Origin of the sequence: Delftia sp. WSY_12 (genome assembly GCF_043104645.1) — a bacterium.
Classification (GTDB): domain Bacteria; phylum Pseudomonadota; class Gammaproteobacteria; order Burkholderiales; family Burkholderiaceae_C; genus Comamonas; species Comamonas tsuruhatensis.
Genome location: NZ_JBICKW010000054.1, coordinates 274,091 through 296,679, shown reverse-complemented (window position 1 = coordinate 296,679; position 22,589 = coordinate 274,091). Strand labels below are relative to the sequence as shown.

The following is a 22,589-nucleotide window of genomic DNA, read 5'->3' as shown; positions in this document are numbered from 1 at the left end:
TTGCATTGGGCTGCAGGAAACGGGGAAACAGGCTGAACCGCCAAAACGGACGGCTCAACGGAACATCCGAAAATGGACAACCCAAAAAAGAGAGCGCTGACGCGCTCTCTTTTTATTCCTGCCAGGCTTCTTCGTCGCACCCGGATGCAACATCCGGCGCAGTTTCCTGCGGACAATTCCGCTAGCATTGACGTTAACGTCAACGTCGCATTCCCATGGCCGCCGGCTGTGGATGCCGGCGGACTCTCCAGCCATGTCGACCACCTACACCATCAGCGATCTTGCCAAGGAGTTCGATCTCACGACCCGGGCCATCCGCTTCTATGAGGACATGGGCCTGCTTGAGCCCGAGCGTGCCGGGCCTGGCGGACGCAATCGCGTCTACAGCGCGCGTGATCGCACACGTCTTCGCCTGACCTTGCGGGCCAAGCGGCTGGGACTGTCTCTGAACGAAGCCAAGGAGATCATCGATCTCTACGACAGCCCCCGTGACACGGGCGTGCAACTGCGCAAATTCCTGGAGGTGCTGGCTGTGCACCGCCGCCAGCTCGAAGACCGCCTGGCCGATCTGCAGGCCAACCTGGCCGAGGTGCGAGAGCAGGAATCCGAGGCCCGCACTTTGTTGAAACACCTGGATGGGAAAAATGCTTCATAATTGACGTTTACGTAAACGTAATTTGTGAGGCTTGCCTTGACCGTGCTCCGCCTGGAACCTGCCAACAGCGACTTTGCCCGCCGTGTGCGAGACAGTTTTGCACGCCAGGGCGCGATGCACACCCTGGGCGCCGAGCTGTCCTTGCTGGAGCCCGGTGCCGTCGATGTCTGCCTGGACTGGGCGCCCGGGCTGACGCAGCAGCATGGCTTTTTGCATGCCGGCATGGTTTCCACGGCGCTGGATTCCGCCTGCGGCTACGCAGGGCTGACCCTGATGCCGGCCGATGCTGCCGTGCTCACCATTGAATTCAAGATCAACTTGCTGGCCCCTGCCAAGGGCCAGCGCTTTCGCATGGAAGGCCGTGTGCTCAAGCCGGGCCGCACCATCACCGTGACCGAAGGGCGCGCCTACGCCATCGACGAAGGCCGCGAGAAACTGATTGCCACCATGGGCTGCACGCTGATGTGCGTGCAGGGCCGCGATCTGGCCGATTGAGCCGGGCGGCGTTCTTTCCCCCAATTTCCACAGGAGACATGAGATGAGCCTTTCCAACCTGCCGGGCCTGAACTTCCAACTGGGCGAGGACATCGATGCGCTGCGCGATGCCGTGCGCGAGTTCGCACAGGCCGAGATTGCACCGCGCGCCGGCGAGATCGACCGCGACGACCAGTTCCCCATGGACCTGTGGCGCAAGTTCGGCGACCTGGGCGTGCTGGGCATCACCGTGTCCGAGCAGTACGGCGGTGCCGACATGGGCTACCTGGCCCACATGGTGGCGATGGAGGAAATCTCGCGTGCCAGCGCATCGGTGGGCCTGTCCTACGGCGCGCACAGCAATCTCTGCGTGAACCAGATCAACCGCAACGGCAATGAAGCGCAAAAGGCCAAGTACCTGCCCAAGCTGATCAGCGGCGAGCATGTGGGCGCGCTGGCCATGAGCGAGCCCGGCGCCGGCTCGGACGTGATCAGCATGAAGCTCAGGGCCGAGGACAAGGGCGGCTACTACCTGCTCAACGGCACCAAGATGTGGATCACCAACGGTCCCGATGCCGATACCCTGGTGGTCTACGCCAAGACCGAGCCCGAGCTGAACGCCCGCGGCGTGACTGCCTTCCTGATCGAGAAGGGCATGAAGGGCTTTTCCATTGCCCAGAAGCTGGACAAGCTGGGCATGCGTGGCAGCCACACGGGCGAGCTGGTGTTCGAGAACGTCGAGGTGCCGGCCGAGAACGTGCTGGGCGGCGTGAACAACGGCGCCAAGGTGCTGATGAGCGGCCTGGACTATGAGCGCGCCGTGCTGACCGGCGGGCCGCTGGGCATCATGCAGTCGGTGATGGACAACGTCGTGCCCTACATCCATGACCGCAAGCAGTTCGGCCAGAGCATCGGCGAGTTCCAGCTCATCCAGGGCAAGGTGGCGGACATGTACACCGTGCTGCAAGCGGGCCGCTCCTTTGCCTATACGGTCGCCAAAAACCTCGATCTGCTGGGAACCGAGCATGTTCGCCAAGTTCGCAAGGATTGCGCCAGCGTCATCCTGTGGTGCGCCGAGAAGGCGACATGGATGGCCGGCGAAGGCGTTCAAATCTATGGGGGTAATGGGTATATCAACGAATACCCACTGGGTCGCCTCTGGCGGGATGCGAAACTCTATGAGATCGGCGCCGGCACCAGCGAGATCCGTCGCATGCTGATCGGCCGCGAGCTGTTCGCAGAGACCTGCTGATCTTTCGCCTGCCTGCTGCGCCGTTCTTGAGTTTGACCCCAACAAAAGGATTGTTTATGAGCACAACCTCCATCGAAGAGCTGTTTGTCCACAACCGCGAATGGGCCCAGCAGGTGGAGCGTGACCGGCCCGGGTTCTTCACTGGGCTGATGGCGCAGCAAAAACCCCGCTACATGTGGATCGGCTGTTCCGACAGCCGCGTGCCCGCGAACCAGATCACGGGCCTGGAGCCCGGCGAGGTGTTCGTGCACCGCAACGTGGCCAACGTGGTCGTGCCCAGCGACCTGAACTGCCTGTCCACCATCCAGTACGCGGTGGACCAGCTCAAGGTCGAGCACCTGATGGTCGTCGGCCACTATGGCTGCGGCGGCGTGCTGGCGGCACTGGAGGATGTGCGCGTGGGCCTGGCCGACAACTGGATCCGCCACGTGAAGGACGTGCGCGACAAGCACCAGGCGCTGCTGGCCAGCCTGTCGCCGCAATGGCGCCATGACGCGCTGTGCGAGCTCAATGCCATCGAGCAGGTGATCAATGTGGCGCAGAGCACGGTGATGCAGGATGCCTGGGCGCGCGGCCAGAAGGTCACGCTGCACGGCTGGTGCTATGGCCTGAAGGACGGCCTGATCACCAATCTGCAGATGACCGTGCCCGGTGTCGGCGGCATCGCCAACATCCATGCCGAGGCTGTCGAGCTGGTCGCCAGCCGCCAGCGCGACTGAGCGGCCATGGCAGGCGGGACCCCGGGAGACTTCATGCCGATGCCTGCCCAGGACACCCTGCTTGCCCATGACATCGCGCGGGCGATGATGGATGGCTTCAACCGCCATTACCGCCTGTTCCGCGCCGAATCGGCCCGCGCCAAGCACCGCTTCGAGACGGCCGACTGGCTGGGCCAGCAGCGCGCGCAGCGCGAGCGCATCGAGTTCTACGACCTGCGCGTGCGCGAATGCGTGCGCCGGCTTGAAAAGGAGTTTTCGGCCGGCGCCCAGCCCATGCCGGTCTGGCAGCAGATCAAGCGCCACTACATCGGGCTCATGGTCAACCACCTGCAGCCGGAGCTGGCCGAGACCTTCTTCAACTCGGTCACCACCAAGATCCTGCACCGTACGCACTTCCACAACGACTTCATCTTCGTGCGGCCGGCCGTCAGTACGGAATACATAGAGAACCAGGAGCCGACCGCACGCCCGGCCTACCTGGCCTTCTACCCCACGCGCGAGACACTGTCGCAGACGCTGCGCGAAGTCGTGGAGCAGTTCGCGCTGCAGCGCCCCTTTGAAGACCTGGAGCGCGACATCGCCCGCCTGGCCGAGCGCCTGGAGCCCCAGCTGCAGGCCATGCGCCTGTACGCCAACTTCCAGATCCAGGTGCTGTCCAGCCTGTTTTTCCGCAACAAGGGCGCCTACATCGTCGGCAAGATCATCAACGGCTTTGCCGAGCTGTCCTGGGCCGTGCCCATCCTGCATGGGGACAACGGCCGGCTGGTGCTGCATGCGGCCCTGTTCGGCGAGAAGGACCTGCACGGCCTCTTCAGCTTTGCGCGTGCCTACTTCATGGTCGATACCGACGTGCCCAGCGCCTACGTGCAGTTCCTGCGCAGCCTCATGCCGCGCAAGCCGCGCGCCGAGCTGTACAACGCCCTGGGCCTGGCCAAGCAGGGCAAGACGCTGTTCTACCGCGACTTCCTGCACCACCTGCGCCATTCGCGCGACCAGTTCCGCATCGCGCCCGGCATCAAGGGCATGGTCATGCTGGTGTTCGACCTGCCCAGCTTTCCCTACGTGTTCAAGCTCATCAAGGACCGGTTCGCCGCGCCCAAGGAGATCACCCGCGAGCAGGTCAAGGCCAAGTACCGCCTGGTCAAGCAGCACGACCGCGTGGGGCGCATGGCCGACACGCTGGAGTACAGCCTGGTGGCCTTCCCGCGCGAGCGCTTCTCGGAGGCGCTGATCGCCGAGATCCTGGAGCACGCGCCCAGCCAGGTCGAGATCAGCGACCGCGACGGCGATGGCCGGCAGGAGGTCATCATCTCCCACCTCTACATAGAGCGGCGCATGGTGCCGCTGAACCTGCTGCTGCAGGAGTGCTTCGATGACGGGCTGGACCTGCCGGGACCGCGGCAGCGGCTGGAGAGCGCCGTGATCGAATACGGAAATGCCATCAAGGACCTGGTGGCCGCCAACATCTTCCCGGGCGACATGCTGTGGAAGAACTTCGGCATCACGCGCGGCGGCAAGGTGGTGTTCTACGACTACGACGAGATCGAATACCTGACCGACTGCCATTTCCGTCAGGTGCCTGCGCCGCGCAACGAGGAAGACGAGCTCAGCGGCGAGGTCTGGTATCCCGTGGGCCCGCGCGATGTGTTCCCGGAAACCTTCGCGCCCTTTTTGCTGGGCAATCCGGCCGTGCGCGAAGTTTTCATGCGCCACCATGCCGACCTGCTCGATCCCGCCTTCTGGCAGGGGCACCAGCAGCGCATCCGCGAAGGCCACGTGCACGACGTCTATCCCTACGAGCGCAGCCGCTGGCTGGCCTGACCCGTTTGTTTTCCCCTCACCATCACCACATCCAGGAGATAAGCATGCAAGACCCCATCGTCATCGTCGGCGCAGCCCGCACCCCCATGGGCGCATTCCAGGGCGACTTCGCCGATCTCGCGGCCCACGATCTGGGCGGCGCCGCCATCAAGGCCGCCGTGCAGCGTGCCGGCGTGGCGCCGGAGAAGGTGGACGAAGTGCTGTTCGGCAACTGCCTGATGGCGGGCCAGGGACAGGCGCCTGCGCGCCAGGCAGGCTTCAAGGGCGGCCTGCCGCGCAGCACGGGCGCCGTGACCCTGTCCAAGATGTGCGGCGCCGGCATGGAGGCCACCATCCTGGCCCATGACCAGCTGGTGGCGGGCAGCCGCGATGTGGTGGTCTCCGGCGGCATGGAGAGCATGACCAATGCGCCCTACCTGCTCAAGAAGGGCCGTGGCGGCTACCGCATGGGCCACGACAAGGTCTATGACCACATGATGCTCGACGGTCTGGAGGACGCCTACGAGCCGGGCCGCTCCATGGGCACCTTTGGCGAGGACTGCGCCGCCAAATACCACTTCACGCGCGAGCAGCAGGACGCCTACGCCATCGAAAGCGTCAAGCGCGCCCAGGCGGCCACTGAAAGCGGCGCCTTCGCGGCCGAGATCACGCCCGTGACCGTCTCCACGCGCAAGGGCGATGTCACGGTCAGCATCGACGAAGGCCCGGCCAAGGCCAAGCTGGACAAGATCGCCAGCCTCAAGCCCGCCTTCAAGAAGGACGGCACGATCACGGCGGCATCGAGCTCCAGCATCAACGACGGCGCCGCCGCCCTGGTGCTGATGCGCGAGTCCACGGCCAAGGAGCTGGGCTGCAAGCCGCTGGCGCGCATCGTCGCCCATGCCACGCATGCTCAGGAGCCCGAATGGTTCACCACGGCCCCCGTGGGCGCCACGCAGAAGGCCCTCAAGAAGGCCGGCTGGACGGCGGCGGATGTGGACCTGTGGGAAGTCAACGAAGCCTTTGCCGTCGTGCCCATGGCCCTGATGGCCGAGCTGGGCGTGCCGCGCGACAAGGTCAACGTCAACGGCGGCGCCTGTGCGCTGGGCCACCCCATTGGCGCCAGCGGTGCGCGCATCCTGGTCACGCTGCTGCACGCCCTGCAGGCGCGTGGCGGCAAGCGCGGCCTGGCCACGCTGTGCATAGGCGGCGGCGAGGGAACAGCCATGGCGATAGAAATGGTCACCCCCTGAGGCGCTGCGCGCCCTCCCCCTGAAAGGGGGACGACACCCTCGGTGCGGGGCGGCGCGGCCGGCGTAGGCCCTTCCTCGGTGTCTCTGATTTGCATTGCGCCAGTTTTATGGGCAGCGCCACAGACGTCCAGAGAGCTAGACTTGGATCGGCCGATCCGCTATTACTTTGACCTCTCGACCATGATCACCAGCGAAGAACAGTTGCGCAGCCTGTATGCCATGCCGGCCGAAAGGGCCTTGCTCAAGCAGCAGGTGGACCTGGACCGGCATTGCCTGCGCTTCATCGCGCTGTCGCCGCTGTGCATCGTGGCCACGGGGGGCGCGGCGGGCTCGCTGATGGATGCCTCGCCGCGCGGCGGAAAGCCGGGCTTCATCAAGGCGCCCGACAACCAGACACTGCTGATCCCCGACTCGGGCGGCAACAACCGCCTGGACAGCTTCAGCAACCTGATCGCCGATCCGCGCATCGGCCTGCTGTTCATGGTGCCGGGCTTCGACGAGACGCTGCGCGTCAACGGCGTGGCCAGGCTGCGCGACGAGGCCCACTACACGGCGCTGTTCGCCAACGAAGGCTTCCGGCCCAAGATCGTTCTGGAGATCCAGGTGCAGGAGGCCTATCTGCACTGCGCCAAGGCCCTCATGCGCGCCCGGCTCTGGAAGCCCGAGTCCCAGGTGCCGCGCAACGTCATGCCGTCGGTGAACCAGATGGTCCACCAGCAGATCGGCCTGCCTGCGCCCACCGAGACGCAGGAGGCCATGGTCGAGCGCTACGAAAAACAGATCGCGGGCGAGCAGGGCCGCTGACCGCATTCCATTTGAAAGGTCGAAAGACATGGCAGTCACTCTGGTGTTGGGAGCCTCGCGCGGGCTCGGTTTTGCCTTGGTAGAGGCCTATGCGGCCCAGGGCCGCAGCGTGGTCGCCACGGTGCGCAGCGAGGCCGATCGCGAGCGCGTCGAAGCCACGGGCGCCAAGGTGCTGCTGGTGGATGTGGCCGATCCGGCCAGCGTCAGCGGCCTGGCCTGGCAGCTCGATGGCGAGAAGATCGAGCTGGCGCTGTACGTGGCCGGAGTGTGGGATGCCCACAGCTCGGCCACGCCGCCCACGCGCGAGCAGTTCGACCGCGTCATGCACACCAATGTGCTGGGCGCCATGCAGGTGCTGCCCCAGGTGGCGCCGATGGTCGAGGCGGCGGGCGGCGTGTTCGGCCTGTTCTCCAGCGAGATGTCGCTGCTGGCCGGCGCCGAATCCGACGCCTGGCTCTACCGCGTCAGCAAGGCCGCTCTCAACATGGTCGTGGCCAGCGCCCAGCCGCAATGGCCCGGCGCCACCGTGGTCGCGCTGGACCCGGGCTGGGTGCAGACCGACATGGGCGGCGAGTCCGCCACCTTCACCGTGGAGCAAAGCGTGCAGGGTCTGGTCCGCACCCTGGCCGGCGTCACGCCGGCTGATCGGGGCCGCATGCTGCGCCACGACGGGCAGCGCATCGCCTGGTAGCTGCGGCCGGGACAACGAACAACGAAACAAGGAATCAGGAGACAAGACATGCTGCTCAACGCAGACCAGGAAATGATCCGTGACGCGGTGCGCGACTTCGTGCGCACCGAAATCACGCCCCATGCCGCACGCTGGGACAAGGAGCACCACTTTCCCAAGAACGTGCACCAGGGCCTGGCGGCGCTGGGTGCCTACGGCATCTGCGTGCCCGAGGAATACGGCGGCGCCGGCCTTGACTACCTGAGCCTGGCCCTGGTGCTGGAGGAAATCGCAGCCGGCGACGGCGGCACCAGCACGGTGATCAGCGTCACCAACTGCCCCGTCAACGCCATCCTCATGCGCTACGGCAGCGAGGCGCAAAAGCAGCAATGGCTGGCGCCGCTGGCGCGCGGCGAGATGCTGGGCGCCTTCTGCCTGACCGAGCCGCATGTGGGCTCGGACGCCTCGGCGCTGCGCACCACGGCCACCCGCGACGGCAACGACTACGTGATCAACGGCGTCAAGCAGTTCATCACCAGCGGCAAGAACGGCGACGTGGCCATCGTCATCGCCGTCACCGACAAGGCGGCCGGCAAGCGCGGCATGAGCGCCTTCATCGTGCCCACCTCCGCACCCGGCTACCAGGTGCTGCGGCTGGAGGACAAGCTGGGCCAGCACAGTTCGGACACGGCCCAGATCCAGTTCGAGGGCTGCCGAATCCCCGTCGCCAACCTCATCGGTGCCGAGGGCGAGGGCTACAAGATTGCGCTGTCGGCGCTGGAGGGCGGGCGCATCGGCATTGCCGCGCAAAGCGTGGGCATGGCGCGTGCGGCCTTTGAATGCGCGCTGCAGTACTCCAAGGAGCGCGAGAGCTTCGGCCAGCCCATCTTCAACCACCAGGCCGTGGGCTTTCGCCTGGCCGACTGCGCCACGCAGATCGAGGCCGCGCGCCAGCTGATCTGGCATGCGGCCAGCCTGCGCGATGCCGGCCTGCCCTGCCTGAAGGAAGCGGCCATGGCCAAGCTGTTCGCCAGCGAGATGGCCGAGCGCGTGTGCAGCGCAGCCATCCAGACCCTGGGCGGCTATGGCGTGGTCAACGATTTTCCCGTCGAGCGCATCTACCGCGACGTGCGCGTGTGCCAGATCTACGAGGGAACGAGCGACGTGCAGAAAATTCTCATCCAGCGCGCCCTGGCCTGAGGCCCCTCACTATGCTGCGGGTCGGGCCGGATGGCCCCGTCACCCGCAGGGCTTAGCATGGAGCGTCGCCGGGACGGCGCCCGGGAGAGGCGGGCACCGGACTCCGGCAGGTTTGTGACCACCTTCGCAGGAGATCCCGACATGCCCATTGCTTCCGTCAACGGCCAGAACCTTTACTACGAGGACACGGGCGGGCGCGGCCCGGTCCTGGTGTTTTCGCATGGACTGCTCATGGACCACACCATGTTCGCTCCCCAGGTCCAGGCGCTGCAGGATCGCTATCGCTGCATCAGCTGGGACGAGCGTGGCCATGGCCAGACGGCGGACCCCGCGCATTGCGCTCCCTTTGACTACTACGACTCGGCCGACGACCTGGCCGCCCTGCTGGCGCACCTGGGCGTGGAGCGCGCGGTGCTGGTGGGCATGTCGCAGGGCGGCTATCTGTCGCTGCGCTGTGCGCTCATCCATCCCGAGGTCGTGCGTGCGCTGGTGCTGATCGACACCCAGGCCATGCTGGAAGACCCCGAGCAGATGCCCCACCACGAGGCGTTGCTGCGCGCCTGGATGGAGCATGGCCTCAGCGACGACATGGCGGCCACGGTGGAGCGCACCATCCTGGGCCAGGGCTGGAGCGGCGCGGCCGCCTGGCGCGCCAAATGGAAGAAGGCCACGCCCATCAACCTGGGGCAGAGCTTTCTGGCGCTGGCCCAGCGCGATGACATCAGCCCGCGACTGCCCGACATCCACGTACCGGCACTGGTCATCCATGGCACGGACGACATCGCCATCACGCTCGACCGTGCACGCGCCATGGCCAAGGCCTTGCCCAGGGCGCAGTGGGTGGAGGTGCCGGGGGCCGGCCATGCGGCCAACCTCACGCATCCGCAGCCCGTGAACCTGGCCATCGAGCGCTTCCTGGAGCAGCTCGACTAGGCTCAGACCGGCGGATCGCCGTCGTTCTCGCTGTCGCGGCGGCGCAGGACGACGGTGATGCTGCCGTCGGTCTCCAGCGTGGCGCGCTCCACCTCTCTGAGGTGCAGGCAGCCGCCCGCACGCAGCGCGGCCTCGATATCGTCGCGCGTGATGCGTTCCTCGCGCATCAGATCCTTGTTCAGGTGGCCGTCCGTGATCAGGGCCTGGGCCTTGCCGTCGATGAGCCGCTCCAGCGCGGGAAAACGGAAAGTCAGCCAGGACAGCAGCAGATGGCACAGGATCAGCGTGGAGGCCGAGATCATGCCGCCGATCAGCGAGTTGTCCCCGGCATTCATGGAGTTCTGCACCGCATTCGACAGGATGAGCAGCAGCACCAGGTCAAAGGGCGCGTACTGCCCCGTCTGGCGCCGCCCCGTCAGCCGAAGGAACACCAGCAAGAACAGGTAGACGGCCACGCCGCGCACCACGAACTCCCACCACGGGACCGACATTGAAAACATGGGCTCTCCTTACAGGCCCGAGGGCCCGCGGTCAGTATCATGGCCCGCCTGTCCTCCATCAAGAACCCGGTCGCAGCAAGGCGGCCGTGACTGACATGCACTTCTGCTCCCCCGCCGTCCTCTCCCAGGTTCCGCAAGTTTCGCGAGTTCCGCAGGGCCAGCCGCTATGAGCGCGGCCGCCACCTCCCCAGCCTGTCCCTGTGGCCAGCACGATGCCAAGGGCCGGTCCCTGGCCTTCGATGCCTGCTGCGGCCGCTACCTGGACCATTTCGACGACTGCCCCGCACCCGATGCCCAGGCCTTGATGCGCTCGCGCTACAGCGCCTTCGTGCGTGAGGACGCCGCCTACCTGCTGGCCACCTGGCACGCCAGCCAGCGGCCCGCCACGCTGGACTTCGAGCCCTCGGCGCGCTGGCTGGGGCTGGCGGTCAAGGACTTCCGAAGCACCGGCGAGGACCGCGCCGAGGTGGAATTCGTCGCGCGCTACCGCGTGGCGGGCCGCGCCGTGCGCCTGCATGAGCGCAGCCGCTTCGTGCGCGAAGGCGGGCGCTGGTTCTACGTGGATGGCGACCAGTTCTGAACACGGCGGCGGCCCTGCGGAGCCGCTGTGGAAGCTGCAGCAGCGCCAGCGGCTGCTGCTGTCCATCGCATCGCGGGGCTCGTCCGAGGCGGCGGCCCTCATCATCCCCGGCATCGTGGTCTGGCTGCAGCGGCACGAAACGGGTGCCTTCCAGGTGCCGCTGCTGCTGTGGTGGCTGGGCATGGCGCTCATGGCCTGCGTCTTCGTTGGTTTGCGGCGCCAGTTGCGTCGGGACCTGGGCGCTGCCGTGCCCTCGGCCGAGTTGCCAGCGCGGCTGCAGCGCTGGGAGCGCGTGATGGGCCGCATGGCCTTGCTCAACGCCGGCTCCTGGGCGCTGGCCATACCGCTGACCCATGGCAGCGGCCATGAATTCCGGCTTTTCATCTACCTGGTGCTGTGCGGCGTCGTGGCCTCGGCCGCCACCTTCCTGGCGCCGGCGGCTGCCGTGTTCAAGCGCTTCTTCGGCGTGCTGTACGGCGCCATGCTGCTGGCCGTGGTCTGGTACTTCCCGAACAGGGGCCTGTACCTGCTGCCGCTGCTCATGCTGTATGGCGCCACCATCGCGCGCCATGCCTGGGGGGCGCGCCAGCTCATGCAGCAGCAATGGGCGCAGGAGCGTGACCGCCAGCTGCTGGCCGAGCGCTACCTGGCGGCCAAGGAGCAGGCCGAACAGGCGCTGGAGGCCAAGAGCCGCTTCCTGTCGGCTGCCAGCCATGACCTGCGCCAGCCCCTGCATGCCCTGGGCCTGCTGGTGGAGACCGCCCGCCAGCGCAATGCCGACGGCGCACTGGCGGGCGTGCTTGACGATGCCCAGGCCTGTGCCCAGTCGCTGGGCACCATGTGCAACGACCTGCTGGACCTGTCGCGGCTGGAGAACGGCACCTGGGAGCTGCGCGCCCAGGTGATGGACCTGCGCATTCTGCTGGGCGATGCCACGCGCCTGTTCGCGGCCGAGGCCCGCCAGCGCGGGCTGGTGCTGCGCTGGCGCGTGGCGCGCGGCATGGATAGCCTGGTGCGTGCCGACGAGGCCCTGCTGCGCCAGATGGTGTTCAACCTGCTGCACAACGCCCTGCGCTACACCCAGCGCGGCGGCGTGCTGCTGGCCGCCCGCGTGCACGGCGGGGGCTGGCGCATCGAGGTCTGGGATACCGGCCTGGGCATTGCGGCCGAAGACCGGCCCCATGTCTTCGCACCGCACTTTCGCGCGCGTTCCGGCCAGGCGGCCCGGCGCGCGGCCCAGCCTGCGGCCGAGCACCTGCCCGGCGTGAGCAGCCAGGGCCTGGGCCTGGCCGTGGTGGCCGCAGCGGCGCGCCGCATGGGCGTGGAGCATGGTCTGCTGTCCACGCCGGGACGGGGTTCGTGCTTCTGGCTGCAGCTGTCGCCCAGCCTGAGCGTGCAAGCGGACCTGCCTCTGGGGCACGCGCAGGCGCAGGCAGGGGCAGGGGCCGAGGCTGCCGCGAATCCGCCAGGCCGCCCCCTGCTGCAGGGCAGGTGCTGGGTGGTCGATGACGATGTGCAGGTGGCACAGGCCCTGGCCGGCCTGCTGCGCGGCTGGGGGCTGACCGTGGACGTGGCGGCTTCGGGCCGCGAGGCGCAGGCCTGGCTGGCGGCGGGGCAGCATCCCGATTTCGTGCTGTGCGACCACCAGCTGGCCCAGGGCGAGAACGGCTTTGCGCTGCTGCAGAACGTGCTGGCGCAATCGCCGCAGGCGGCCGGTGCCCTGCTCAGCGGCGACCCTTCCGCTGCGCTGGAGCAGCAGGCGCAGGAACTGGGCTATCTGCTGCTGCGCAAGCCCGTGGATCCGCTGGCGCTGCTGGCCCTGCTTCAGCGCAGGCTGGCCGTGGCCGGCGCCTGAACCGTATCGGTCGGCGGTACGGAGGGCGGCAGCTCCAGCGCAATGCCCTGCATGCGCGTGATGGCGTCGATGCGGCTGTGCACGCCCAGGCGCTGCAGGGCGCCTGCCACATGCTCCTTGACCGTGTGCGGCGACAGGTGCAGCAACCGGGCAATGCTGGGATTGGGCAGGCCGCGCAGCACCAGGTCCAGCACCTGGGCCTGGCGCGGGGTGAGGCCCAGCTCGGCCGCCGTCATGCGGATGGCATGGGCGCCGCCCGGCGGCTGCGGCGCCAGCGGGGCGGCGGGGAACCAGGTCTCGCCGCGCAGCAGGGCCGCCACGGCCTGCTGCAGCACCTGCGGCGGCTGCGACTTGAGCACAAAGCCATGGGCCCCGGCCGCGCGTGCCTTCAGGGCAATCGCGCCATGCGTGTCGCCGCTGGTCATGAGCACGCGGCAGGCGGGCGCCAGCGTGCGGATTTCGCGCACCACGTCCGTGCCTGCGCTGGCACCCAGCCAGAAATCCACGATGGCCAGATGTGGCGATCCCCTGCCGGCCATGCACTGCAGGCCTTCGCCCGCATCGGCCACGGCATGGACTTCGGACAGGCCGAATTGTTTCAGGAACTCGGACACGCCCATGGCCGTCAGCGGGTGGTCGTCGATCACCAGGGCATAGCGCCCCGATTGGAGACAGGAGGAATCGGTCAGGAGGGAATGGCTGTGCATGGTCCGCGCGAAGGCATGTCGAAAGGGCTGGAGCGCCAGGGCGCGCCCGGATACACCTTGCGCACATCGTAACGATTACCCCCCGGCCGGGGGGTGACCGGATGTCGGCCAACTCCCCAAAATCGCCGCCGATGCCCTGAGATTCCGCATGGAACGGGCATGTATTCAACGAGAAGGGGAGATAGTCATGAAGATGGTACAGCTCACGCGCCGCAGCGCGGCATTGATGCTTCTGGGAACCCTGGCCGCCTGTGGCGGCGGCGGTGGTGGTGGATTGGGAGAACCGGGCGGCGGAGATCCCGGCAATGGCGGAAATCCTGGCAACCCCGGTACGCCCGGCAACCCCGGCGGCACGCCCACGCCGGTGACCGGCCAGTACCGCATGGAGAACGGTGCGGAGAACTTCGACGCGGCCCTGTCCGCCATGAACGCGCTGGGGGCGCAGGGCTATGCCTTCACCTACAGCCTGGCCTCGGGCGGTACCGCCTTCCCCGTTCCCATCGGTGACTTCTACGTCACCGACACGGCCCACACCGGCACGCGCCTGGACTACCGCATGGTGCCGGACGTGGCGGGCGTCTCGGCCCTGGTGGCCCAGCTCAACGCACAGGGTGCGCAAGGCTACCTGTACAAGTCCGGCATGGCGTTCCCCAGCAGCACGCAGGACCTGCGCAACCTCTATGTGCGCAGCAGCAGCGCCGCAGCCACCTACAGCTACGAGACGCGCCCCGCCGTGGGTGCGCTGGACACGTCCGGCTTCACGCAGCAACTGGCCGAGATGAGCGGCCGGGGTTTCCGCTACATGGGCCCGCTGATCTCGGGCAACGAGATGTTCAACCTCTACGTCAAGGACTCCAAGGCGCCGGCCTTCGAGTACGCGGTGTTCGCATTGGCCGCGCCCTTCGGCATGGCCAACGGCACGGCGCTGAAGCAGCGCCTGGACGAGATGGGTGCCAAGGGCCACCTGCTGCGCGGCGCCCTGGTGCTGCGCGGCAATACCGAAGGCGTGCAGCTGTACGAAAAGAGCGGCGACCAGCAGGGCGCCATCGAGTACCGCGTCGAACCGGTGTCCCAAAGCGCGAGCCTCGCGCAGCGCCTGGAGCAGTTCAACCGCAATGCGGCCGAAGGCTTCTTCGCCTTCGGCGACGTGGTCACCGACGATGGCCAGTTCCATTCCATCTCGGTGCGCAACGTCCGCCGCATGGTGCATCCGCTGGCCGGTGCCTCCTTCCCCTGAGCAGGGCACAGGCATGCGCGGCCGGCGCATAATCCGGCCATTTTCCGCAGCAAGGGCGCCCCAGGGCGCCCTTGCTCAGTTTGTTTCGAGAATCCATCCATGACTGCTTTCGAGGCCGTGCTCTTCGACTGTGACGGCGTGCTCGTCGACAGTGAATCCATCACCAACCGCGTGCTGTGCACCATGCTCAATGAATCGGGCTGGCCCATCAGCACCGAGGAATGCCTGCGCGAATTCATCGGCAAGACCGTGCGCAGCCAGGCCGCGCTGATCGAGGCGCGCACCGGCAAGCCGCTGACCGACGCATGGATGGCCGCCTTCTACGAGCGCCGCAACGCCGCGCTGCGCGCCGAGCTGGTGGCCATTGACGGCGCGCTGTCCGCCGTCAGCCAATCCCATGCGCTGTGCGCTGGCCGCATCGCCTGCGCCTCGGGCGCGGACCGCGCCAAGGTGGAGATGCAGCTGGCCCAGGTCGGCATGGCCCCGTATTTCGAGGGCCGCGTCTTCAGCGGCCATGAGCTGCCGCGCAGCAAGCCCTTTCCCGATGTGTACCTGGCAGCCGCCGCCGCACTGGGCGTGGAGCCGGCGCGCTGCCTGGTCATCGAGGACACGGTGACCGGCGTCACCGCCGGCGTGGCCGCAGGCGCCACGGTCTGGGGCTACTTCCCGGCCGACCAGGGCCACGCATCGGCCGAGCAACTGCTCGAGGCCGGCGCCAGCTGCGTATTCGGCGACATGGGCGAGCTGCCGGCCATGCTGCGCGCCATCGGGCAGGCCAGCGCCAGCGCTTGAGCCGGCCCTAGCGCAGCTGCGGCGAAGGCGTCTCGTCCACGGCCTGCGCACGCGCGGCCTGCTGCTCGGCCTGCAGCGCCCGCTGGAAGGCGGGCCGCTGCTGCAGGCGCTGCCAGTAGGCCTGGGTGGCAGGCCCCCATTGCGGCTCCATCTCCAGGTGCGCCGACAGCATCAGCGCATAGCCCACGGCCACGTCGGCAGCGGTGAAGCGGTCTGCCGCGAGCCAGTGGCGCTGTTCCACGGCCTGCTCCACCGCGCGCAGCCGCGCAAGGAACCAGCGCTGGTAGTCCTGGGCCACCTGGGGCTGGCGCCGTTCGGCTGGCTCGAAGTGGGTGTAGCGCAGCACCAGGGTCTGCGGGAAGGTCAGCGTGGCATCGCTCATGTGCAGCCAGTTGAGGTAGGCGGCGAAGTCTGCCTCCTGCGGCTGCACGGACAGGCCCGCCCCGGGGTGCAGGGCGGCCAGGTATTCGCAGATGGCGGCTGACTCGGTCAGCCTGGCCTCGCCGTGGCGCAGCAGCGGCACCGTGCCCAGCGGGTTGAGTTCCAGGTAGCTGCGCTGCAGCACGCGCGGCGGAAACGGCAGCATGTGCAGCGTGTAGGGAAGCTGCAGTTCTTCGAGCATCCACAGCGCGCGGAAGGAGCGCGCGCTGACGCAATGGTGGAGATGGTGCATGCGCAAAGCCTAGGCCAGATGCGCTGACGGCGGCAGTCGCGCAGGATGCAAATCGCGCCAGGATGCGCGCGGCCCTCACTCGGGCCGGGCTCGTGCGCTCTTGCGGAATTCGGAGGGTGACAGCCCCGTCCACAGCCGGAAGGCGCGGATGAAGCTCTTGTCGTTGAGAAACCCGCAGGACTGGGCGATGCGCTTGATGGGCCGGCTGGTGCGCAGCAGCAGGGCCACGGCCCGCTCGCGCCGCACCTCGTCCTTGAGCGCCTGCAGCGAGGCGCCTTCTTCCTTGAGCTGGCGATGCAGGCTGCGCTGGGACAGGTGCAGCTGGCGCGCCAGCGTGTCGGCCGTCTGCAGGCATTCGGCGTCGGCCGCCAGCAGCTGGCGCACGCGCTGCACCAGCTGGCGCTCGCGCCGGTAGGGGCGCACCTGCAGCGGCAGGGCGCGCTGCAGCATGCGCTGCAGCGCGGGCTCGTCGCGCGTCAGCGGCATATCCAGAAAACGCGCGTCGAACTGGAGGCAGGCCCGGGCCGCGCCAAACTCCACCTCGCCCGGCGGGAAAAGCAGCGCATACACGCCCGCATGCGGCGGGGGATCGAAGGGAAAGCAGGCACGCCGCAGCGGCAGCGGCTCATCGATGAACCAGCTGGCCAGGCCGTGGATATTGCGCAGCACCGACAGCAGGCAGAACTCGCGCATGGCGCCCAGCGTGGACAGCTCCTCGATGGCCAGCGTGGCCAAGCCGTCTTCCTGCGTCAGCGTGAGGCGGATGTCGTCGGCCAGCAGGCCATGGTGGCGGCACCAGCGCGCCAGTGCCAGGCCCAGCTGCTCGCTGCCCATGCTGGCGCGTGCCAGCATGCCGTAGCTGCCCCAGGGCAGGCGCCGGGAGAACCAGCCCAGGGCCTCGTCGTCGAGTTCGCGCATGGCGGCATCGGACAGTGCCTCCATCTGCAGCGCCGTGATGCACTCGTTGCGCTCTTTGACGGAGTCTGGCGCGATTTGTGCCTTCTCCAGGGCGGACAGGGCGCTGATGCCCCGGCGTTCGTAGGCCAGCATAATGGCCTGCACAAAGGCCATGGGCGTGACTGCAGGGTGTGCGGAGGCCATGGTGGCGGCCGCCTGGGGCAGGGGGGTCTTGACCAGCGAGGGGGTGAACATGCTGGCAATTATTGCAACCTTCGTGGCCTGTTCTGCTCGGGGTTGGCCCTTATGCTGCCACGCAATAGCTGCCGTGACGGGGCAGGCCACTGCATTTGCCCGTCCCAGGCGCCGCCGACGACACAGGAGACAACGCATGCCCGCCCAGAACGCCCCGCTCGCTTCCAGCCATGCCCAAGGCCGCACCGATGTGCCGCTGATCGAGCAGACCATCGGCGATTTCTTTGCCGACATGGCGGCCCGCCAGCCCGATCGCGAGGCCCTGGTCAGCCGCCACCAGGGCCTGCGCTACAGCTATGCCGGCCTGCACACCGAGGCGCGCCGCCTGGCCAGCGCGCTGCTGGGCCTGGGGCTGGAAAAGGGCGACCGCGTCGGCATCTGGTCGCACAACAACGCCGAATGGGTGCTGATGCAGCTGGCCACGGCCCAGGTCGGCCTGGTGCTGGTCAACATCAACCCGGCCTACCGCACCTCCGAGGTGGAGTACGCGCTCAACAAGGTCGGCTGCAAGGCCCTGGTGACCATGGCGCAGTTCAAGACCAGCGACTACCTGGGCATGCTGCGCGAACTGGCCCCCGAGCTGGCCACGGCCGAGCCCGGCCGCCTGCATTGCGCGCGCCTGCCCCAGCTGCGCAGCGTGGTCTGGATCGACGTGGCAGGGCAGGGCAAAGAGCAGCCCGGCATGCTGCGCTTTTCCAGCCTGCTGGCGCGCGGTGATGCGCAGGATGCGCGCATCGACGCCGTGGCCGCCACGCTCAAGAACACCGACCCCATCAACATCCAGTTCACCAGCGGCACCACGGGCTTTCCCAAGGGCGCCACGCTGACCCACCGCAACATCCTGAACAACGGCTTTTTCATCGGCGAGTGCATGCGGCTGACGCCCGAGGACCGGCTGTGCATTCCCGTGCCGCTGTACCACTGCTTCGGCATGGTGCTGGGCAACCTGGCCTGCTTCACGCATGGCTCGGCCATCGTCTACCCGAATGACGGATTCGATCCGCTGCTGGTGCTGGAGACCGTGCAGGCCGAGCGCTGCACGGGCCTGCACGGCGTGCCCACGATGTTCATCGCCGAGCTGGACCACCCGCGCTTCAAGGAGTTCGACCTGAGCACGCTGCGCACCGGCATCATGGCCGGCTCGCCCTGCCCCATCGAGGTGATGAAGCGCGTGGTCAGCGACATGCATCTGTCCGAGATCACCATCGCCTACGGCATGACCGAGACCAGCCCCGTCAGCTGCCAGAGCGATGCCGACACGCCGCTTCAGCGCCGCGTGTCCACCGTGGGCAAGGTGCAGCCGCACCTGGAGGTGAAGATCGTCGATCCGGCCACGGGCGAGGTCGTGGCGCCCGGCGTCTCGGGCGAGCTGTGCACGCGCGGCTACTCGGTCATGCACGGCTACTGGGGGGACGAGGCCCGCACGCGCGAGGCCATCGACGACGAGGCCTGGATGCACACCGGCGACCTGGCCACCATGGACGAGCAGGGCTACGTGAACATCGTCGGCCGCATCAAGGACATGGTGATCCGCGGCGGCGAGAACATCTACCCGCGCGAGATCGAGGAATTCCTCTACCGCCATCCGCAGGTGCAGGACGTGCAGGTCGTCGGCGTGCCCGACGTGCGCTATGGCGAGGAGCTGTGCGCCTGGATCATCGTCAAGCCCGGCCAGACGCTGACCGAAGACGGCGTGCGCGACTTCTGCAAGGGCCAGATCGCCCACTACAAGGTGCCGCGCTACATCCGCTTCGTCGAGGCCTTCCCGATGACGGTGACCGGCAAGATCCAGAAATTCAAGATCCGCGACGAGATGATCGCCATGCTGGATCTGCGCCCGGCCAGGACCGCCTGAGGGCTGCTTTCATGCGCTGCCGCCAGCTGTCCACCGCGTGCCGCCTAGGGCGTGCCGCCCTCGGGCGCGGCCATGGCCGAGGCTGCAGCGCGGCGCGCCACGACCAGGCGCTTGCGCAGCGAGATCTCCTGCATGTCCAGCTCGCTGACCAGGCGGCGCAGCGACTCGTCGTTGATGCGGTGGGCCTGGCGCTCGGCGTAGAGCGCGTCGCGCTCCTGGTGGATGCAGCGCAGGCGCAGCTCGATCTCCAGCAGGTAGCGCAGCTTGCGCTGGCGCACGACTTCGGGCGCCTCGCGCTGGATCTCGATGCTGGAGGCCGTGCCGCTGCCGTCGTCCAGCAGCTGGACGCGGTTGCGGTACTCCTGCGTCAGGTGGCCCATGACCTCCTGGTGCATGGCCACCCATTCGGGCGTGTGGCCCTGGATCTCTTCCTCGCTCAGCGTCAGCCCGCCAATGGCGGACTGGCAGGCGGCCACGCGCGCCAGGCGCTCCTCGCGCACCGTGGGCGATTCGCCGGGCTGGGGCATGCGGCGCAGGATCAGCGGCAGGGCGATGCTGCCCAGCACCAGGGTGAACAAGATGGTGCCCGTGGCCAGGAAGACCAGCATCTCGCGGCCGGGGAAGGGCTGGCCGTTGTTCAGCAGCATGGGCACGGACAGCGCGCCGGCCAGCGTCACGGCGCCGCGTATGCCGGCCATGGTGGTGGCCAGGTTCAGCAGGTGCGAGGGGCGCTCGGCCATCTTTCCCTGGAAGTGGGCGCGAGCCAGGCTGCGCTGCACGCCCAGGGTCAGCCAGATCCAGCGCATCAGCAGCAGCGCGCTGGAGATGATCACCACATAGCCCACCAGCACCCACCATTCGCTGCCCGCATCGTGCAGCGTCACGCCGATGATGGAGGGCAGCTGCAGGCCCAGCAGCAGGAAGATGGCGCCGTTGAACGAGGCTTCCACCATGCTCCAGGTGCCCTCGGTCTGCAGCCGCTCGCTGATGTAGCTGCTGCGCTCCAGGTCGGCGAAGTTGGTGGCAATGCCCGCGGCCACGGCCGACAGGATGCCCGACACGCCGATCTTTTCGCCCACGATGTAGGCGGCGAAGGGCAGCAGGATCAGCAGCAGCACCATTTGCGTGGCCGCCACGTCGCCCAGGCGGCGCGTGATGGTGCTGCGCGCATAGGAAAAGCCCCAGCCGATCAGCGTGCCCACGCCCAGGCCGCCCAGGGCCATCCACATGAAATCCTTGGCCACCTCGGTCCACGAGAACAGGCCGGTCAGCGTGGCCGCGATGGCGAATTTCAGCGCCACCAGGCCCGAGGCATCGTTGAGCAGGGACTCGCCCTCGAGGATGTGCATGGTCTTCTCGGGCATGCCCAGGTTGCGCGTGATGGCCGAGACGGCCACGGCATCGGTGGGCGAGACCACGGCGGCCAGCGCAAAGGCCACGGTCAGCGGCATGCCGGGCACCAGCCAGTGGATCAGCCAGCCCAGCCCCACCACCGTGAACAGCACCAGGCCCAGCGCCAGGCGCAGGATGGGGCGGTACAGCGCAAAGAACTCGCGCTTGGGGATGCGCCAGCCGTCGGCGAACAGCAGCGGCGGGATGAACAGCAGCAGGAACAGCTCGGGATCGAAGGCGATGTGCAGGCCCTTTTGCGGCCAGGCCATCAGCGCTCCCAGGGTGATCTGGATCAGCGGCAGCGGGATGGCGCGTACGTAGCGCGCGGCAATGCCCGTCAGCGCTCCCAGCAGCAGGACGAGCAAGACGATTTCAACGGTGTGCATACGGCATTTTCCCCAGGCCGGACCGCCGTTCTTTGCAGGACATTCGGAAAAACCAAGCGCCCGCATCGGGCAAACACAAGAAGAGGCCACACATGAGCATTCTGGGCACCCAACTCAATCCGCGTTCGGCGGACTTCCTGGCCAATGCCGCGGCCATGCGCGCCGTGGTCGAGGACCTGCAGGCCCAGGTGGCCAAGGTCGCCGAGGGCGGCGGCGAGGCCGCGCGCGCCAAGCACGTGGCGCGCGGCAAGCTGCTGCCGCGCGACCGCGTGGCCATGCTGCTGGACCCGGGCACGCCCTTCCTGGAGATCGCCCCGCTGGCTGCGCTCAACATGTACCGCAACGATGCACCCGGCGCGGGCCTGATCGCCGGCATCGGGCGCGTCAGCGGCGTGGACTGCATGATCGTGTGCAACGACGCCACGGTGAAGGGCGGCACCTACTACCCGATGACGGTGAAGAAGCACCTGCGCGCCCAGGAGATCGCCGCGCAGAACCGCCTGCCCTGCATCTACCTGGTGGACTCGGGCGGCGCCAACCTGCCCAACCAGGACGATGTGTTCCCCGACCGCGAGCACTTCGGCCGCATCTTCTTCAACCAGGCCAACATGAGCGCCGAGGGCATTGCCCAGATCGCCGTGGTCATGGGCTCGTGCACGGCCGGCGGCGCCTATGTGCCGGCCATGAGCGACGAGTCCATCATCGTCAAGAACCAGGGCACCATCTTCCTGGGCGGCCCGCCGCTGGTGAAGGCCGCCACGGGCGAGGTGGTCAGCGCCGAGGACCTGGGCGGCGGCGACGTGCACACGCGCCTGTCGGGCGTGGCCGACCACCTGGCCCACAACGACACCCACGCGCTGGCGCTGGCGCGCCAGGCCGTGGCCAACCTCAACCATGCCAAGCAGCCGGCGGCCGGCGACCTGCCGCCCGAGGCGCCGCTGTTCGACGGCGGCGAGCTGTACGGCGTGATCCCCGTGGACACGCGCAAGCCCTTCGACGTGCGCGAGATCATCGCCCGCGTGGTGGACGGCAGCCGCTTCGACGAGTTCAAGGCCCGCTTCGGCGCCACCCTGGTCTGCGGCTTTGCGCGCATCGAGGGCATGCAGGTGGGCATCATCGCCAACAACGGCATCCTGTTCAGCGAATCGGCCGTCAAGGGCGCGCACTTCATCGAGCTGTGCTGCCAGCGCAAGATCCCGCTGGTCTTCCTGCAGAACATCACGGGTTTCATGGTGGGCCGCAAGTACGAGAACGAAGGCATTGCCCGCCACGGCGCCAAGCTGGTCACGGCCGTGGCCACGGCGGCCGTGCCGAAGTTCACCATCATCATCGGCGGCTCCTTCGGCGCGGGCAACTACGGCATGTGCGGCCGCGCCTACTCGCCACGCTTCCTGTGGATGTGGCCCAACGCGCGCATCTCGGTCATGGGCGGCGAGCAGGCGGCCAGCGTGCTGGCCACCGTCAAGCGCGACGGCATCGAGGCCAAGGGCGGCCAGTGGACGGCCGAGGAGGAAGAGGCCTTCAAGGCCCCCATCCGCCAGCAGTACGAGGATCAGGGCCACCCCTATTACGCGACGGCGCGCCTGTGGGACGATGGCGTCATCGACCCCGCCGACACGCGCCGCGTGCTGGCGCTGGGCCTGGCGGCCACGCGCAACGCGCCCATAGCGGACACGCGCTTCGGCGTGTTCCGCATGTGA

Annotated in this window: 21 protein-coding genes; 16 read left to right on the top strand and 5 right to left on the bottom strand. The window is 67.8% G+C overall.

Annotation, left to right across the window (positions count from 1 at the left end):
- The first annotated feature begins 253 nt into the window (after window positions 1-253).
- The 10 genes from ACF8LI_RS24565 (at window position 254) to ACF8LI_RS24520 (ending at window position 9,760) form a co-directional block, all read left to right on the top strand.
- On the top strand, window positions 254-655 hold the full coding sequence (locus tag ACF8LI_RS24565; protein WP_013800379.1) for a MerR family DNA-binding transcriptional regulator: 402 nt from the start codon (window positions 254-256) through the stop codon (window positions 653-655).
- Between the two features lie 36 nt (window positions 656-691).
- Window positions 692-1,150: a PaaI family thioesterase gene (locus ACF8LI_RS24560; protein WP_046987414.1), complete on the top strand. Its 459-nt coding sequence runs from the start codon at window positions 692-694 to the stop codon at window positions 1,148-1,150.
- 43 nt (window positions 1,151-1,193) lie between these two features.
- Window positions 1,194-2,381, top strand: a complete 1,188-nt coding sequence (locus tag ACF8LI_RS24555; protein ID WP_160853221.1) for an isovaleryl-CoA dehydrogenase — start codon at window positions 1,194-1,196, stop codon at window positions 2,379-2,381.
- Between the two features lie 56 nt (window positions 2,382-2,437).
- Window positions 2,438-3,100 carry a carbonate dehydratase gene (gene can / locus ACF8LI_RS24550; protein ID WP_016450015.1) on the top strand — a complete coding sequence of 221 codons (663 nt, stop codon included), beginning with the start codon at window positions 2,438-2,440 and terminating at the stop codon, window positions 3,098-3,100.
- Between the two features lie 33 nt (window positions 3,101-3,133).
- Window positions 3,134-4,921, top strand: a complete 1,788-nt coding sequence (aceK, locus tag ACF8LI_RS24545; protein WP_034363206.1) for a bifunctional isocitrate dehydrogenase kinase/phosphatase — start codon at window positions 3,134-3,136, stop codon at window positions 4,919-4,921.
- Between the two features lie 44 nt (window positions 4,922-4,965).
- The gene (locus ACF8LI_RS24540) at window positions 4,966-6,153 is read left to right on the top strand and encodes an acetyl-CoA C-acyltransferase (RefSeq protein WP_016450017.1); all 1,188 of its coding nucleotides are present in this window, start codon (window positions 4,966-4,968) and stop codon (window positions 6,151-6,153) included.
- A 180-nt stretch (window positions 6,154-6,333) separates the two neighbouring features.
- Window positions 6,334-6,957 (top strand): pyridoxamine 5'-phosphate oxidase family protein, encoded by a 624-nt coding sequence (locus ACF8LI_RS24535; RefSeq protein ID WP_016450018.1) that lies wholly within the window; start codon window positions 6,334-6,336, stop codon window positions 6,955-6,957.
- 28 nt (window positions 6,958-6,985) lie between these two features.
- Window positions 6,986-7,648 (top strand): SDR family oxidoreductase, encoded by a 663-nt coding sequence (locus ACF8LI_RS24530; protein ID WP_017406485.1) that lies wholly within the window; start codon window positions 6,986-6,988, stop codon window positions 7,646-7,648.
- 48 nt (window positions 7,649-7,696) lie between these two features.
- Window positions 7,697-8,827, top strand: coding sequence for an acyl-CoA dehydrogenase family protein (locus ACF8LI_RS24525; RefSeq protein ID WP_252652913.1), 1,131 nt, complete (start codon window positions 7,697-7,699; stop codon window positions 8,825-8,827).
- Between the two features lie 141 nt (window positions 8,828-8,968).
- A complete protein-coding gene (locus tag ACF8LI_RS24520; protein ID WP_016452796.1) occupies window positions 8,969-9,760 on the top strand; it encodes an alpha/beta fold hydrolase in 792 nt (263 codons plus the stop codon).
- Between the two features lie 2 nt (window positions 9,761-9,762).
- On the opposite strand, the gene ACF8LI_RS24515 is transcribed toward ACF8LI_RS24520, so the two are convergent.
- Window positions 9,763-10,260: a DUF421 domain-containing protein gene (locus ACF8LI_RS24515; RefSeq protein WP_016450022.1), complete on the bottom strand. Its 498-nt coding sequence runs from the start codon at window positions 10,258-10,260 to the stop codon at window positions 9,763-9,765.
- Window positions 10,261-10,426: 166 nt separating this feature from the next.
- On the opposite strand from ACF8LI_RS24515, the gene ACF8LI_RS24510 reads away from it, so the two are divergent.
- Complete coding sequence (locus ACF8LI_RS24510; protein ID WP_016450023.1) at window positions 10,427-10,840, top strand: YchJ family protein; 414 nt, start codon at window positions 10,427-10,429, stop codon at window positions 10,838-10,840.
- Entirely contained in the window at window positions 10,824-12,695 is a 1,872-nt protein-coding gene (locus tag ACF8LI_RS24505; protein ID WP_212644660.1) for a hybrid sensor histidine kinase/response regulator, read from the top strand. The genes ACF8LI_RS24510 and ACF8LI_RS24505 overlap by 17 nt, the downstream gene beginning before the upstream one ends.
- Here ACF8LI_RS24505 and ACF8LI_RS24500 read toward each other — a convergent pair.
- Complete coding sequence (locus tag ACF8LI_RS24500; protein WP_126312715.1) at window positions 12,665-13,402, bottom strand: response regulator transcription factor; 738 nt, start codon at window positions 13,400-13,402, stop codon at window positions 12,665-12,667. The two genes, ACF8LI_RS24505 and ACF8LI_RS24500, sit on opposite strands and share 31 nt — an antisense overlap.
- A gap of 187 nt (window positions 13,403-13,589) precedes the next feature.
- On the opposite strand from ACF8LI_RS24500, the gene ACF8LI_RS24495 reads away from it, so the two are divergent.
- Entirely contained in the window at window positions 13,590-14,639 is a 1,050-nt protein-coding gene (locus tag ACF8LI_RS24495) for a hypothetical protein (protein ID WP_392414440.1), read from the top strand.
- Between the two features lie 99 nt (window positions 14,640-14,738).
- Window positions 14,739-15,431, top strand: a complete 693-nt coding sequence (locus ACF8LI_RS24490; RefSeq protein ID WP_016450027.1) for an HAD family phosphatase — start codon at window positions 14,739-14,741, stop codon at window positions 15,429-15,431.
- 7 nt (window positions 15,432-15,438) lie between these two features.
- Here the strand turns inward: ACF8LI_RS24490 and ACF8LI_RS24485 are convergent, their stop codons facing one another.
- Both ACF8LI_RS24485 and ACF8LI_RS24480 read right to left on the bottom strand, forming a co-directional pair.
- Window positions 15,439-16,104, bottom strand: coding sequence for a glutathione S-transferase family protein (locus ACF8LI_RS24485; RefSeq protein WP_016452790.1), 666 nt, complete (start codon window positions 16,102-16,104; stop codon window positions 15,439-15,441).
- A 75-nt stretch (window positions 16,105-16,179) separates the two neighbouring features.
- Window positions 16,180-17,256: an AraC family transcriptional regulator gene (locus ACF8LI_RS24480; protein WP_016450029.1), complete on the bottom strand. Its 1,077-nt coding sequence runs from the start codon at window positions 17,254-17,256 to the stop codon at window positions 16,180-16,182.
- 136 nt (window positions 17,257-17,392) lie between these two features.
- Here ACF8LI_RS24480 and ACF8LI_RS24475 point away from each other — a divergent pair, with 136 nt between their 5' ends.
- Window positions 17,393-19,111, top strand: a complete 1,719-nt coding sequence (locus ACF8LI_RS24475) for an AMP-binding protein (RefSeq protein ID WP_392414439.1) — start codon at window positions 17,393-17,395, stop codon at window positions 19,109-19,111.
- 44 nt (window positions 19,112-19,155) lie between these two features.
- Here the strand turns inward: ACF8LI_RS24475 and ACF8LI_RS24470 are convergent, their stop codons facing one another.
- Complete coding sequence (locus ACF8LI_RS24470) at window positions 19,156-20,889, bottom strand: Na+/H+ antiporter (protein ID WP_016450031.1); 1,734 nt, start codon at window positions 20,887-20,889, stop codon at window positions 19,156-19,158.
- A 92-nt stretch (window positions 20,890-20,981) separates the two neighbouring features.
- Between ACF8LI_RS24470 and ACF8LI_RS24465 the strand changes: the two genes are divergently transcribed.
- Window positions 20,982-22,589: a carboxyl transferase domain-containing protein gene (locus tag ACF8LI_RS24465; protein ID WP_212644664.1), complete on the top strand. Its 1,608-nt coding sequence runs from the start codon at window positions 20,982-20,984 to the stop codon at window positions 22,587-22,589.